This is a genomic window from Dorea formicigenerans (assembly GCF_025150245.1).
Taxonomy (GTDB): domain Bacteria; phylum Bacillota; class Clostridia; order Lachnospirales; family Lachnospiraceae; genus Dorea; species Dorea formicigenerans.
This window is the reverse complement of sequence record NZ_CP102279.1, coordinates 2,216,352-2,230,768: the sequence shown is the minus strand read 5'-3', so window position 1 is coordinate 2,230,768 and position 14,417 is coordinate 2,216,352. Positions and strand designations below refer to the sequence as shown.

Sequence of the window (14,417 nt, the reverse complement as noted above, 5' to 3'; positions counted from 1 at the left end):
GTGTCATATTTTGGAGGATAGGTCATTGTGAAAATTATCAAATTAGGATAAAATATATGTAAAAGAAACTGAAAAACGGTTGACCAATCATTTTTGATATAAATCAATAAAAATTAAAAAGTGGTTGAAATTTTCGCAAAGGAGCCTAGCCAAGACGATAGGGTTACTTTGCGTATTTTTATGCATATTGGACAAAAAAATCAATAAACAATGCGATGAAATTATCTAAAGTAGATAAAAAGATGGAGAAAAATGTAAGAAAATAGTGATTGTATTTTTGGGGAAAATCCAGTAATATATCGACTATAGAAAGAAATTGAGCTGGTTACGGCTGATTTGATTCAATTTTTAAGGAGGAACATGAATATGTATGATGTTTTAGTGAAGAACGGAAAACTTGTAACACCAGATCGTATCTACGAGGCAGACATTGCAATCCAGGACGGAAAGTATGCAGGATTTTTTGCAAAGGGAGCACCGGTAGATGCAAAAGAAGTGATTGATGCAAAAGGAAATTATGTATTTCCAGGTATCATCGACTGTCATGCACATCTGAATGAGCCAGGATTTGAGTATCGTGAGGATTTTGAGACAGGTTCAAGAGCAGCAGTTGTTGCAGGGTGTACAACACTGATTGATATGCCACTTAATAATGATCCATCTCTTATGAATAAGGAGATTTTTGACCTGAAGCTTGGAAAAATTAGCAAACACTCATTAGTTGATTATGCACTTTGGGGAGGAATCGTAGGAGATTATGATGACAAACCGGACTCAGTAAAGAATAATATGAATGATCTTGTAGATCTTCACAATTGTGGAGTTGCAGCATTTAAAGGATTTACATGTCCAAACGGTGATCTGTTCCCGACAGTTAACATGGGAAATGTTCGTAAAGCTCTTGAAATTTTAAAACCGTATGGAGCACTTTGTGGATTCCATTGTGAGGAATATGGACAGGTTCTTGAGAGAGAAAAAGAAGCAAAAGCAAAAGAAGGAAGAACAAATGAAGAGAAGATTCGTGACTTCCTGGATTCTCATGACGTATGGACAGAATATGTTGCTACAAAGAATGTTATTGATATGGCTAGAGCAACTGGCGGACGCGTACACATTTGCCATGTCAGCCACCCGATGGTAGCTCAGGTTGTTAAGGATGCAATCCATGAAGGACTTCCGATTACTGCTGAGACATGTCCACATTACCTTGGATTTACAGAAGATTTTGTATTTGAAAAAGGTGCACCGGCAAAATGTACACCTCCGATGCGTAAGAAAGAAGATATGGAGAAGCTGTGGGATTACGTTTTAGATGGAACACTTTCCTGTGTAGGAAGCGACCATTCTCCAGCAGCAGATGAAGAAAAAGATAATGCAACAAAAGATATCTGGCATGCATGGGGAGGACTTAACTCAATCCAGTTCTTCTTACCAATGATGTTCGATATGGTTGTTCATAAAAAAGGCTTAAGCCCAAGTCTGATTGCAAAGGTTATGGATTATAATCCGGCAAAAGTATTCGGACTCTATGGACGTAAAGGAGCATTTGAATTAGGTTTTGACGGTGATATCGTAATCGTTGATCCGGAAAAGACATGGAAATGTGAGCAGGAGAAACTGCTTACAAAAGGACATGTTTCCTGCTTCAATGGACTGGAAGGAAAAGGAACTCCAGTATGTACAATGATCAGAGGTAAAGTAGTTGCTCAGGATGGCATGTACAAAGATGAAGCAATCGGATACGGCGAATATGTAACACCGGTAAAATAAACGAATACACATAGGAACACGAATAGGAGAGAGAACATGAGTGATGTAAACAAAGAAGTAAAACAGGAAGAAACAAACTCCCTTGCGCCAATTCCTGAGAAAGATCGAATCATGGGCTGGGGATCCAACACAATGCTTTGGCTCGGTGGATGTATTTCTATCGGAACATTAGCAATGGGATCTGCACAGATGGAAGCAGGACTGAACCTGTTGCAGTTATTCCTCGCAGTAGCAATTGGATCTATGATCCTCGTTGTAGGTATCGCAATGAATGACCAGTTTAGTTACAAGACTGGTGCACCGTATGCAGTTCAGCTTAGAAGTGCATTTGGAACAAAAGGTAACAAAATTCCAAGTTTGATTCGAGGACTTCCGGCTATCGTATGGTACGGTTATCAGACATGGCTTGGAGGAGCAGCAATCAACAATATTTCAAAAGCATTATTTGGATATGATAATATCTGGTTATTCTTCATTTTATTCCAGATTATCCAGATCCTGTTATCAATCAAAGGATTCCAAGGTGCAAAATGGGTTGGAAATATCGGAGGAGTTGTTATTTCTCTGGCTATGATTTACCTGTTATTCCTTTGCATTACACAGTATGGCGATGTTGTAAGTGAGAAACTGATCAATAAGTCTGGAACATGGGGAATGCCATTTATCGCAGCAATCATTGCATTCTTTGGTAACAGTACTACAGTTATGCTGAATGCTGGTGACTATTCCCGTGAGATGAAAGGTGGATATTCTACAGTGAAACGTGGAAGTTCTTACTTCTTATCTATGGTACCAGCTACTGTACTTCTTGGAGTTATCGGTGCTATGGCATCTACAGCAACTGGAAAAGCAAACCCAATCAATGCTTTTGCCGATATGGTAGACAACAAAGTCGTAATGATCGTAACACTTGGATTCATCATCTTTGCACAGCTTACAACAAACCTTGCAAGTAATGTAATTCCACCTGCATACGCATTTATGGATGCATTCAAGATGAAACATAAGACAGCAGTTATCTTAATCGGTATCCTGGCAGTATGTACTTGCCCATGGATCCTGACAAGTGACAGCTCAGCAGCAGGACTTGCATTATTCAGTAAGATTTACACTGCATTCTTCGGACCAATCTTTGCAGTATTGATTACAGATTTCTTCATTCTTCATAAGAGAAAAATCACACCAGAGTATCTGGATGATCTCTATGATGATAATGGAAATCATGCAGGTGTCAACTGGGCAGCAATTCTTGCAATTGCAATCGGAGCTGTGATCGGACTTCTGAATGTAAATATTTCATTCTTTACAGCAACAATTCCTACAGGACTTGTTTACTACTTTGGAATGAAATATATGAAGAGTTGTAAGAATTTCAGAAAAGGAACAACACTGGAAAATAAGTAGTTTATTATTAAAAAGGTTAAGAAGGCTGGACGTAAAAGTCTAGTCTTCTTTTTGTTTGCGCGCCATGGGCGCGCTCTAACGGGTGAAAGTCGTGAACACGCCTAGACAACGAGGAAGTGTATAGCTGAACAGCAAGGGTCCATCGCGAGGTGGAATCTGAAGAAAGCTGTAAGCAAACTCTTGGTCCGACGGACAGAAATCACATATAAGGATTGGAAATACGGATAAGTCTGCAAAAGAAGATGAAGTCCAAAAGTTGCTGGAAGTACGAGTAAATGTGGCGGATAGATGAGAGGAAAGAGCGTGCACCTTAAGCGTGGAGGTCTCACAGAGGTTCCGCTAGCCTAGTAACAACGAACTGTGAGAAGTCAGCAGATTCCATAGTAGTGAAGAAAGGATTCCGAAAAGGAACTATTTTTGACGACTAACATATTAAACAAATAAAAACCCCGCAAATTGTATATCAAAGCAATTTGCGGGGAATTTTTTCTCTGAAAGAAAGCTAAAAACTACTTATTTAAACACTTCTCAATAAACGCCACTGTCTCGTCCAGCACTTTCTGTGTGAATGGATTTTCTGTGTCTCTGTCAAAGTCGTGTTCTGTTCCGGACACGATGAATCTTTTTGCGTGATATTTGTTACTTAGTTCTGTGAATTCACTAAATGGTACGTCGGTGTCTCCGGTGCTGTGGGCACAGAACAGTGGGCAAGGAAGTTTATCACAGGCGCGAAGTGTATAATCCAGATAGAAAAACTTTTCGCGTCCCTCGTAAAAAAGATCTATCCAGTTTCCTTGCTGTCTTGCATAGACGTAGACACTGTAGTGTGTGTCAAGATCGCCATCTGCGTGAATGCCTTCTGGAATAACACAAAGAGCACTTTCTGGAACTTTCGGAAGCGTGCAGTAATGTCTGCTTGGTTCCTTGAACCAGTTGTCGCATAAAAATCCATATCCATAATAGGAAAGAATTCCGGCAGGTGCCTGTGTATAAGTTCCTTTTGCTGCTGCAATCAGGCAAAGGTAAGCGCCAGCAGAACGTCCCCACAAAAAATATGGAAGAGATCCTTCGGAAGATTTAGGGTTTTTAATTAGTTCGTCACTGTGATCGATATAATATTGAATGGAACTTTCTACATCATTCATGATCATTTCTAACTTTGCGGCAGGAGCCAGAGGATAGTCAAAAGCAATGATTGCATATCCGGCCTGAGTCAGAGTGTTCAAGTGAGGGCGTGGAAGATCTTTTCTTCTTCCATATAAAAGACCGCCTCCGTGAAAATAGATGATAGCAGCTTTTACCGGTGTGTCTGAATCAGTATACACGGTTGCTCCTTTTTTGAATTTTTCACTTGGAATCTCAAATTCTTTCTTATCTAACATAAAAATCCTCCTTTGTATAAATTGTCAAAAAATTTGAAAATGAATTAAAATCCGGTCAAATTCCGACTATTTTATTTTTATATTTATTAAATCGATTATAGCTAAAATATATAGGCTTTTATCCAATAATTAACAGTATATCACAAAAAATGTCATTTTCAAGAGAAGTCATTAGACAAAATTTACCATAAAGTAGATAAAAAGTGGTTGAACCTTTTATCTAAAATTCCGATTGCAAATTTTAAGCTTTAATGACATAATAAGACCATAAAACATGGTAACAACAAAACCTGAATTTGATTTTGTGTTCCGCATTAAGAAAGAGAGGTATTTGGTAATGAGTTACTTAAACAATCAATTAGGATATCGTGATGCACTTTTGGACACACGTTCTATTATTAAAAAAGGAGATTACATCGTTCTTGATCCAGATGGACTTGTAAAGAATGTAGTTCCGGGATATGAGAACTGTGATGTTACAATTCTTGGCTCACCGGCTATGGGTGCAACATTTGCTGACTATCTTGTACATGTTCACGAAGGTGGAAAGAATACAGGAATCGGTGGAGAGGGAATCGAGTCCTTCTTATATGTAGTTGATGGTGAACTTTCAGTAAAGAATGATGATCAGTCCGCAGAACTTACAAAAGGTGGATACATTTACTCACCAGCAAGTAACAACATTACTTTTGAAGCTAAAGGCGAGGCTACATTATATGTATACAGACGCCGTTATGAGCCAGTTGCAGGGCACAGTGCTCACACAGTAGTTGGAAATGCTAATGATCTTGAGTGGATGTCCTATGAAGGAATGGAGAACTGCTATGTACAGGATTTCCTTCCATCAGCTCATGACATCGGATTTGACATGAATATGCATATCCTGAAATTCCACATCGGAGCTTCTCATGGATATATCGAGACACATGTTCAGCAGCATGGTATGTATTTCCTGTCTGGAAAATCTATGTACAGACTTGGAGATGACTGGGTACCGCTTCAGAAAGGTGATTACTGCTTCATGGACGCTTATGTTCCACAGGCTTGCTACGCTGTAGGCGATGAGGGACGTGAGGAAGAGTTAGTTTACATCTACTCTAAAGACTGCAACAGAGACGTTGCTCTGTAATATATAGTACATAGCCTGAACGATGTTCTTACACTGAAAATGATATTTAGCACATAATAAAATCGAATATAAATTATATACGATTGACATCATATGCCGGTATATACAGTAAAAAAAGCGAGCGGCATTGCTGGGAGCAATAAAGAAACTGTGTGTACCGGCGTATATGCTATATAAGAGTTTGTCAATAATGTGACAAAATAGAAAAGATGAATTGAAAAAGTGTGAATTAGAAGATGTATAAATTAGAAAAATACTGCATGTAAAGAAAACACGTAGATAATTATATAGGTAACTATATGGTATATAAAGAGAGAAAATAAAGAAAAGGATGGTATGAAAAAATGAGACTTTCAAGAGAAGAGCTTAAGGGCTTAATGAAAAACAAGTTGATCCAGGCGGGACTTCGTGAGGATCACGCTGATCAGACAGCAGAAATTTTGACATGGGCACATGAGAGAGGATTTGCTTCACATGGTGCTGTTCGTGTTGAGTATTACTGTGAGAGAATCTTCAAAGGCGGAATCACACATGAGCCAAACATCACATGGAAGCAGACAGGTCCTTGCTCAGGAATCATGGATGGAGACAATGGTATCGGTTACTGGGTAGCAACAAAAGCTACTGAGAAAGCTATTGAGATGGCAAAAGAGAACGGAGTTGCTATTGTAGGTATGGCTAATGTATCTCATACAGGAGCAATCGGATATTATACAGAGATGTGTGCAAAAGAAGGACTTGCAGCTATCACATTCTGCCAGTCAGATCCGATGGCAGTACCATACGGCGGAACAGAGCCTTATTATGGAACAAACCCGATTTCATTTGCTTGCCCGACAGCAGACGATCGTAATGTTGTATTTGATATGGCTACAACAGTTCAGGCTTGGGGAAAAATCCTGGACAAGAGATCACAGGGTGCTGAGATTCCTGCAGACTGGGCTGTAGATGAGGACGGAGCTCCTGTAACAGATCCACATAAAGTAAATGCTCTTGTACCGATTGCCGGTGCTAAGGGATATGGACTTATGATGATGGTAGACATCTTCTCAGGAGTACTTCTTGGAGTACCGTTTGGTAAACATGTAAGCTCCATGTATCATGACTGCTCTAAAGGACGTGAGCTTGGACAGACAATTATCGTTATCGATCCAGAGAGATTCTGCGGTGCTGAGCAGTTCAAGAAGAATATGTCTCAGACATGCGATGAGTTAAATGCTATGAGACCAGCTCCGGGATTTGACAAAGTATACTACCCAGGACAGAGAGCTCTTATGAGAAGAGACAAAGCTTATGCTGAAGGTGGAATCGAAGTCGTAGATGAGCTTGTTGATTATCTCAAGAGTGACGCAATTCACTTTGACAGATACGATCACAAAAACAGATTCGCTGACTAATTCATTTATTTCGTGCAATTTCCAATGGACCAGGAAGTGGAGCACTCCTCTGCTTCCCGGGTCCCATCTCAAAAACAGATGATATCAAACTATAAAAACAATGAACTAGATAAGAAGGGAGAAATGACATGTTAAAGACAGTCGTAAAAAAAGGCAGTTACCAGGATTCAGTAGTTCTGATGCTTCTGACAAATGAGCTTTCTTCACTGGATGGAGTCAACAAGATTCAGGTTATGATGGCTACACCGGCGAACAAAGACATTTTTAAGGAGAGTGGACTTACAACAGATGAGTTAATGGACGCTACAGCAAATGATATGGTAGTTGTAGCTGATGTTAATGATGAAGCAGTACTTGATGCTGTAATGGACAAAGTTGAGGAGTTCTTAAAGAAACAGTCCACAGCAGCAGAAGGAAAGAAAGGTTCTGAAAGTGTAAAATCATGGGATGCGGCACTGAAGAAAATGTCCAATGCAAACCTGGCAGTTATCTCTATTCCGGGAGCATATGCAGCATTAGAGGCTGACCGTGCACTGGATGAGGGACTGAGCGTATTCATGTTTAGTGACAATGTAACAATCGAGGATGAGAAAGCTCTGAAAGAGAAAGCTCATTCAAAAGGACTTGCAGTTATGGGTCCTGACTGTGGTACAGGAATCATTCAGGGAGTTCCAATCGCATTTACAAATAATGTAGCGAAAGGTTCTATCGGAATCATCGGAGCTTCAGGAACAGGTATCCAGGAGCTTACAACAATTATCGACAGACTTGGTGAGGGTGTTACAAACGCTATCGGTATCGGTGGACGTGACCTGAAGGCTGAGGTCGGTGGAATCACAATGATGGATATGATCGATGCAATGGAAGATGACGATACAGTGAAAGTACTTGTAATCGTTTCCAAACCGCCTGCAAAAGAAGTAAGAGATAAAATCTCTGCAAGACTTTCTAACTTCAGCAAACCAGTTGTTACTCTGTTTGTTGGAGAGAAACCAGAGTATCATGAGGAGAACTTCTATCATGCATACACACTGGATGAGGCAGCTCGTCTTGCTGTAGGTCTTGTAAGAGGAACAAAGGTTCCGGAAGCTACTGTTGATGTAGATGAGTCTGAATTCTACAAAGCAGAAGACGGAAAGACAATCAAAGCTTACTACTCAGGTGGTACACTTGCAAATGAGGCAGCTATGCTGATCAAAGATGCAATGAACTGCAAAGTTCCACCAGAGGACGTTGAAGGATATATGCTCCAGTTAGATGGCAACGTAGTAGTTGACCTTGGAGATGATGCTTATACACAGGGTAAACCACATCCGATGATCGATCCTGCAAAACGTATTGAGTGTATGCAGGAAGCAGTAGATGATCCGTCTACAGGAGTTGTTCTTCTTGACATCATGCTTGGATATGGTTCACACGCAGATATGGCAGGATCATTGATCCCGACAATCAAAGAACTTCAGGCAAAAGCAGATGCAGCAGGAAGAAAAGTATTCTTCATCGCTACAGTATGTGGAACAAGAAGAGATTATCAGGGATATGATGAGGCTGTTAACAAATTAAAAGAGGCTGGAGTTATCGTATGTGAGAACAATAAGCTTGCATGTCAGACAGCTATCCACGCTATCGGAAGAGATTTCCAGGAGCCAGAGAAAGAGATTCGCGCAAAAGAGGTTGTTGCATGTGAGAAACATACACCAGCTGAGACATTAAAAGAGCTTCTTTCTGAGAAACCACGTATCATCAACATCGGACTGAAGAGCTTCGCAGAAGTTGTAGAAGAGTTTGGATGCGAAGTTGTACAGTATGACTGGGCTCCACCGGCAGGCGGAAATGTAAAACTTATTAAGACTCTGAACTTCTTAAGAAATTACGAAGGAATCGAAGAGAAGAACCGTGAAGTGATTGCTAAGGTTGTAGCAAGCCAGCCAGTATTAAAAGATAACGTTCGTGCAAAAGAAGTAATTCCAGAGTTTTCTGAAAATAATGGAAAAGTAATTCTTCATGCAGGTCCTCCGGTAGATTACAAGAATATGCCAGACCCGATGCAGGGATCTTGCGTAGGTGCTGTAATGTTCGAGGAGTGGGCAGAGACAGAAGAAGAAGCTAGAAAAATGCTTGAGAATGGCGAGATCAAATTCATCCCTTGCCACCACTGCAACGCAGTAGGACCTATGGGTGGAATCACATCTCCTAACATGGCAGTATTTGTAGTTGAGAACGAGACAGGAGCTAACAGAGCTTACTGTACAATGAACGAGGGTATTGGTAAAGTTCTTCGTTTCGGAGCTTATGATGAGGAAGTTGTTAACAGACTTCGTTGGATGAGAGATGTTCTTGGTCCAACACTTGGAAAAGCTCTTCGTTCTATGGAGAATGGACTTGCAATTAACCCACTGATCGCAAAAGCAATCGCAATGGGTGACGAGTTCCACCAGAGAAATATTGCAGCTTCTCTTGTATTCTTAAAAGAGATGGCTCCGCTTATTACAGAGATGAAAGATATCAGCGAGAAAGACCGCTATGATGTTATCAAATTCCTTGCTGATACAGATCAGTTCTTCTTGAACATCATGATGGCTACAGGTAAGGCTGTTATGGATGATGCACGTAAAGGAACAGACGGAACAATCGTTACAGCAATGTGCCGTAACGGATATGAGTTCGGTATCCGTATTGCTGGTATGGGTGACGAGTGGTTCACAGGTCCGGTTAATACACCACAGGGACTGTACTTTACAGGATATGATGCAGATGATGCTTGCCCGGATATGGGAGACAGTGCTATTACAGAGACATTTGGTGTCGGTGGTATGGCAATGATCGCAGCACCGGCTGTAACAAGATTCGTAGGTGCTGGCGGATACGAGGATGCTCTTCGTACAAGTAACGAGATGATGGAAATCGTTACAGACAGAAACCCGAACTTCACAGTTCCTACATGGAATTTCCAGGGAATTTGTCTTGGAATTGATGCAAGACTTGTAGTTGAGAAAGGTATCACACCAGTAATCAACACAGGTATTGCTAACAAAGTAGCAGGAAAAGGACAGATTGGAGCAGGTACAGTTCACCCGCCAATCGAGTGTTTCGAAAAAGCTATCGTAGCATACGCTAAGAAGCTTGGATTCGAGGCATAAGTCCGGAAGATAGGAGGCAGCCATGGAAAAGAAAAAAGTTGTCATTGCTCTTGGAGGAAATGCGCTTGGTAAAGATGTAGAAGAGCAGAAAGAGGCAGTGGCTAAGACTGCAAAAGTAATTGTTGACCTTGCACAGCAGGGATTAGATATCATCGTAACACACGGAAATGGTCCACAGGTCGGAATGATCCAGAATGCTATGGACAACCTGGTTGTTACGCATGAGAATTATAAACAGGTTCCGCTTCCGACAAGCGTGGCAATGAGCCAGGGATATATCGGAATCGATCTTCAGAATGCAATTAAGTACGAGCTTTACAGCCGTAACATTGAAGGAAAAGTATCTACAATCCTTTCACAAGTAGAAGTAGATAAGAATGATCCGGCATTCGAAAATCCGACAAAACCAATCGGAAGGTTCCTTACTAAGGAAGAGGCGGAAGAAAATGAAGCAAATGGCGTGCGTTGTATGGAAGATGCAGGAAGAGGCTACCGTGTAGTTGTAGCTTCTCCAATGCCACAGAGAATCCGTGAGCTTGAGACGATCAAGACACTGGTAAATGCAGGACACATCGTGATTACATGCGGTGGCGGTGGAATTCCGGTAATCAGTGAGAACGGAAAACTGGTCGGAGTCAACGCAGTTATTGACAAAGATAATGCGAGCAGCCTTTTGGCAGCTCAGCTTGGAGCAGACTATCTGGTTATCTTGACAGCCGTAGAAAAAGTTGCGATCAACTTTGGCAAAGAGAATCAGGAATGGCTCTCAGATCTGACTGTAGAACAGGCAAAAGAGTATATTGCCGAGGAACAGTTTGCAAAAGGTTCTATGCTTCCGAAGATTGAAGCAGCAATTCGTTTTGCTGAGTCAGGAGAAGGAAGAAGAACATTGATTACACTTCTTGACAAAGCGGCAGAAGGAATTGCCGGAAAGACAGGAACTGTGATCCATCAATAATAGTTATATCAGATGTGGGAGTTATCCCACATCTGTAAGTAATGAGAAGAAAATAGGAGATGGAACAAGATGAATATACCAGTAAATCTATTTATGTGGATTATGGCGTTCCTTCCAATTGCGGCACTTCTGATCTTAATGATCAAGTGTGGCTGGGGAGCGACCGAGGCGGCACCGGTAGGATTACTGATAACGGTAGTTACTGGAGTTGCTTTTTATAAAGCAGACATTACGCTTCTTGCTTCCGAAAGTGCGAAAGGTGTGTGGAATGCACTGATCATATTGATCATTGTATGGACTGCAATTCTGATGTATCAGGTTGGAGATGAGGCAAAAGCATTTTTGGTAATCCGTAATGGTATGCGTAAACTTTTGCCAAACGAATTGCTTCTTGTACTTGCAATGGGCTGGATTTTTGAGAGTTTCCTTCAGGGAATCACAGGATTCGGCGTACCTGTTGCAGTAGGAGCACCTCTTTTGATCGGTATTGGTGTGAAACCGCTGTGGGCAGTTATTATCCCTCTTATCGGTCAGGCGTGGGGAAATACATTCGGTACACTTGGAGCTGCGTGGGATTCTCTGGCTATGTCAGCCGGACTTGCTGTAGGAAGCAGTGAGTATCTTACAACAGCTATGTGGACAGCATTTTTCTTATTTATCTGGACAGCAATCGGTGGTTTTGCCACATGCTGGTTCTACGGTAAAGGAAAAGCACTGAAAAAAGGATTTGTAGCCGTAGCAATTATGGCAGTCATTCAGGGAGGCGGAGAACTTCTGCTGACACAAGTAAGCACAACACTGGCTTGTTTCATCCCAGCAGTTATTTCATTGGTAGTCATTCTTCTTCTTGGAAGAACAAAAATGTATAAAGATGAGTGGTGCATTGAGGACAGCCCGATTATGAATCGTGATTTTGCTGCAGCCGATGGAGAAGAAGAAATTCCGGATATGACACTTGTTCAGGCATTTGTACCATATTTTGCGTTATCTATTATCACACTGGTGGTATTACTTGTAAAACCACTGAATACAGTGCTTGGACAGTTTAAATTTGGATTTGCTTTTCCGGAGACATCTACGGGTTATGGTTATGTAAATAAAGCAGTAGATTGCTTTTCACCATTAGCTCCATTTACTCATGCAAGTATGTTCTTGTTTGTATCAGCGATCATTGGTCTTGTTTATTACAAAAAGCATGGCTGGATCGGTGAAGGTGGTACGAAGAGAGTGTTTGTGAAATCTGTTTCCATGACAATGCCGTCTGGTATTGCAGTTATCGGACTTGTTATTATGTCAAAGATTATGGATGGAACAGGACAGACAGTTGTACTTGCAAATGGAATTGCAAATGTACTCGGAAAAGTTTACATTATCTTTGCACCATTTGTAGGACTTCTTGGAACATTTATGACAGGAAGTAACATGAGTTCCAATATTTTATTTGGAAGTTTCCAGATGACAACCGCAAAACTTCTTGGGGCTAATACTGCTGCAATCCTTGGAGCGCAGTCAGCTGGTGGTGCAATCGGAGCTGCAATCAGCCCGAGCAAGATTATTCTTGGTACGACAACAGCAAGTATCCTTGGAAGCGAAGGCGAAGTTATGAAAAAGCTTATGGCGATTACAATACCGTCTACGATTTTGATTGGAGCAGTATTGTTTGTTATGACAGCTTTATAAGAAAGTCTTGAATCTGGAAAAAGGAGTGCTGACAATGGAGAAGAATAGCTTTTTTAAAACTAAAGAAGGTGGACTGACATTAGCATTTATCGTAATTATGATTGCATTTGCTATTATGCTTTTCGGTTTATATACCGGGACAACCGCAGCCTGTGCAGTTGGATTTGTAATCATGATGGCAGCTATGTTCTATTCACCGGTGAAAGTGTTTATCTTAACACCAAAACATAAGTAATTATTGTAACCAGAAAGGAAAAAAAGACTATGGGAACAGTGGCAATTGAAGAAGTAACAGGAAGAATTGCTGAAAATTTAGAGTGTTTAAAACGTTTTACAGCAACACCAGGAGATGGATGTACAAGACTTCCATTTACAAAAGAGGCTAGAGATGCCGTAAATTACCTGAGAGAGGTTATGACAGAGGCTGGTCTTGAAGTACATGAGGACGAGGCCGGAAATGTAATCGGTATCTTAAAAGGAGAGAATCCAGATCTTCCATGTGTTATGATGGGATCTCACTATGATTCAGTAGTAAACGGTGGAGACTTTGATGGAATCGCCGGAGTTGTATGTGCAATCGAAGCTGCAAGACAGTTAAAAGATGAAGGATTTACACCAAAGAGAAACTTTGCAATCGTTGGTTTCTGCGATGAAGAGGGTATGCGTTTCGGAACAGGATATTTTGGATCCGGAGCTATGCTTGGACACAGAGATGTTGAATATTGCAAACATTACAAAGATACAGACGGAATTTCTATCTATGATGCCATGAAGGGATATGGACTTGATCCAGAGAAGATTGAAGATGCAAAATGGCCGGAAGGTTCTATCGGAAAATTCCTTGAGCTCCATATTGAGCAGGGACCGGTTCTGGATGCAAAGAATATTGAGATTGGTCTTGTAGATTGTATCGTTGGAATCCAGAGATATATGGTAACAGTAAACGGAAGAGCTGACCATGCCGGAACAACTCCAATGGATATGCGTCTTGATGCTGTTGATGCAGCAACAAAGGTTATTTCTAAAATCCCAGATTGGGCAAGAGAGAAAGCTGACGGAACAGTTGCAACAATCGGATACATTAACACGATACCTGGTGGAATGAATATTGTAGCTGAAAAATGTGAATTTACAGTTGACATTCGTTCTAAGAGCAACGACAATATTAATGACATCGCAAACAGAATTCGTGCAGCATTAGACCGTGAAGTGAAGGCTATGGGTGGATCCTATGACATCGATACAAAGCTTGTGATCGAGCCAGTTATGCTGGATGAAGGTATGCTTGACATCATGGAAGAAGACTGCAAAGCAAGAGGATATTCTTATATGAGACTTCCTAGTGGAGCAGGACATGATGCACTTGAGATTGGTCAGGTACTTCCGACAGTTATGATTTTCGTTCCAAGTAAAGACGGAAGAAGTCACTGCCCGGTAGAGTTTACAAAGTATAGTGAATTTGCAAAAGCTTCTGTTGTTATGACAGGTCTTGCTAAAAAGCTTCTTGCTGAGTAATCCGAAAAAATAATTATTTATGAATGGTGATTCGAAAGGCCG

Annotated in this window: 10 protein-coding genes; 9 read left to right on the top strand and 1 reads right to left on the bottom strand. The window is 41.0% G+C overall.

Translation table 11 applies throughout. The features are described from left to right. The first annotated feature begins 366 nt into the window (after positions 1 to 366). Both allB and NQ560_RS10865 read left to right on the top strand, forming a co-directional pair. A complete protein-coding gene (gene allB / locus NQ560_RS10870) occupies positions 367 to 1,770 on the top strand; it encodes an allantoinase AllB (RefSeq protein ID WP_040015575.1) in 1,404 nt (467 codons plus the stop codon). A 36-nt stretch (positions 1,771 to 1,806) separates the two neighbouring features. Beyond that, the gene (locus NQ560_RS10865; protein ID WP_005334256.1) at positions 1,807 to 3,174 is read left to right on the top strand and encodes an NCS1 family transporter; all 1,368 of its coding nucleotides are present in this window, start codon (positions 1,807 to 1,809) and stop codon (positions 3,172 to 3,174) included. Between the two features lie 509 nt (positions 3,175 to 3,683). On the opposite strand, the gene NQ560_RS10860 is transcribed toward NQ560_RS10865, so the two are convergent. Next, entirely contained in the window at positions 3,684 to 4,556 is an 873-nt protein-coding gene (locus NQ560_RS10860; RefSeq protein ID WP_005334255.1) for an alpha/beta hydrolase, read from the bottom strand. A gap of 337 nt (positions 4,557 to 4,893) precedes the next feature. Here NQ560_RS10860 and allE point away from each other — a divergent pair, with 337 nt between their 5' ends. The 7 genes from allE to NQ560_RS10825 all read left to right on the top strand — a co-directional run bounded on the left by allE (position 4,894) and on the right by NQ560_RS10825 (position 14,375). Beyond that, positions 4,894 to 5,685, top strand: coding sequence for a (S)-ureidoglycine aminohydrolase (gene allE, locus NQ560_RS10855; RefSeq protein ID WP_040015574.1), 792 nt, complete (start codon positions 4,894 to 4,896; stop codon positions 5,683 to 5,685). A gap of 344 nt (positions 5,686 to 6,029) precedes the next feature. Then, complete coding sequence (gene allD / locus NQ560_RS10850; RefSeq protein ID WP_005334253.1) at positions 6,030 to 7,082, top strand: ureidoglycolate dehydrogenase; 1,053 nt, start codon at positions 6,030 to 6,032, stop codon at positions 7,080 to 7,082. A gap of 128 nt (positions 7,083 to 7,210) precedes the next feature. Beyond that, positions 7,211 to 10,222 carry a bifunctional FdrA/YlbE family protein gene (locus NQ560_RS10845; RefSeq protein WP_005334252.1) on the top strand — a complete coding sequence of 1,004 codons (3,012 nt, stop codon included), beginning with the start codon at positions 7,211 to 7,213 and terminating at the stop codon, positions 10,220 to 10,222. Between the two features lie 22 nt (positions 10,223 to 10,244). Beyond that, on the top strand, positions 10,245 to 11,180 hold the full coding sequence (gene arcC, locus NQ560_RS10840) for a carbamate kinase (RefSeq protein WP_005334251.1): 936 nt from the start codon (positions 10,245 to 10,247) through the stop codon (positions 11,178 to 11,180). A 69-nt stretch (positions 11,181 to 11,249) separates the two neighbouring features. Then, positions 11,250 to 12,860: an L-lactate permease gene (locus NQ560_RS10835; RefSeq protein ID WP_005334249.1), complete on the top strand. Its 1,611-nt coding sequence runs from the start codon at positions 11,250 to 11,252 to the stop codon at positions 12,858 to 12,860. A gap of 34 nt (positions 12,861 to 12,894) precedes the next feature. Next, the gene (locus NQ560_RS10830) at positions 12,895 to 13,095 is read left to right on the top strand and encodes a hypothetical protein (protein WP_005334247.1); all 201 of its coding nucleotides are present in this window, start codon (positions 12,895 to 12,897) and stop codon (positions 13,093 to 13,095) included. Positions 13,096 to 13,124: 29 nt separating this feature from the next. After that, positions 13,125 to 14,375, top strand: a complete 1,251-nt coding sequence (locus tag NQ560_RS10825; RefSeq protein WP_005334246.1) for a M20 family metallo-hydrolase — start codon at positions 13,125 to 13,127, stop codon at positions 14,373 to 14,375. Positions 14,376 to 14,417: the final 42 nt, after the last annotated feature.

Coding starts and splice junctions, on each gene's coding strand:
- allB (WP_040015575.1), top strand. CDS start 367: ATGTATGATGTTTTAGTGAAGAACGGAAAACTTGTAACACCAGATCGT.
- NQ560_RS10865 (WP_005334256.1), top strand. CDS start 1,807: ATGAGTGATGTAAACAAAGAAGTAAAACAGGAAGAAACAAACTCCCTT.
- NQ560_RS10860 (WP_005334255.1), bottom strand. CDS start 4,556: ATGTTAGATAAGAAAGAATTTGAGATTCCAAGTGAAAAATTCAAAAAA.
- allE (WP_040015574.1), top strand. CDS start 4,894: ATGAGTTACTTAAACAATCAATTAGGATATCGTGATGCACTTTTGGAC.
- allD (WP_005334253.1), top strand. CDS start 6,030: ATGAGACTTTCAAGAGAAGAGCTTAAGGGCTTAATGAAAAACAAGTTG.
- NQ560_RS10845 (WP_005334252.1), top strand. CDS start 7,211: ATGTTAAAGACAGTCGTAAAAAAAGGCAGTTACCAGGATTCAGTAGTT.
- arcC (WP_005334251.1), top strand. CDS start 10,245: ATGGAAAAGAAAAAAGTTGTCATTGCTCTTGGAGGAAATGCGCTTGGT.
- NQ560_RS10835 (WP_005334249.1), top strand. CDS start 11,250: ATGAATATACCAGTAAATCTATTTATGTGGATTATGGCGTTCCTTCCA.
- NQ560_RS10830 (WP_005334247.1), top strand. CDS start 12,895: ATGGAGAAGAATAGCTTTTTTAAAACTAAAGAAGGTGGACTGACATTA.
- NQ560_RS10825 (WP_005334246.1), top strand. CDS start 13,125: ATGGGAACAGTGGCAATTGAAGAAGTAACAGGAAGAATTGCTGAAAAT.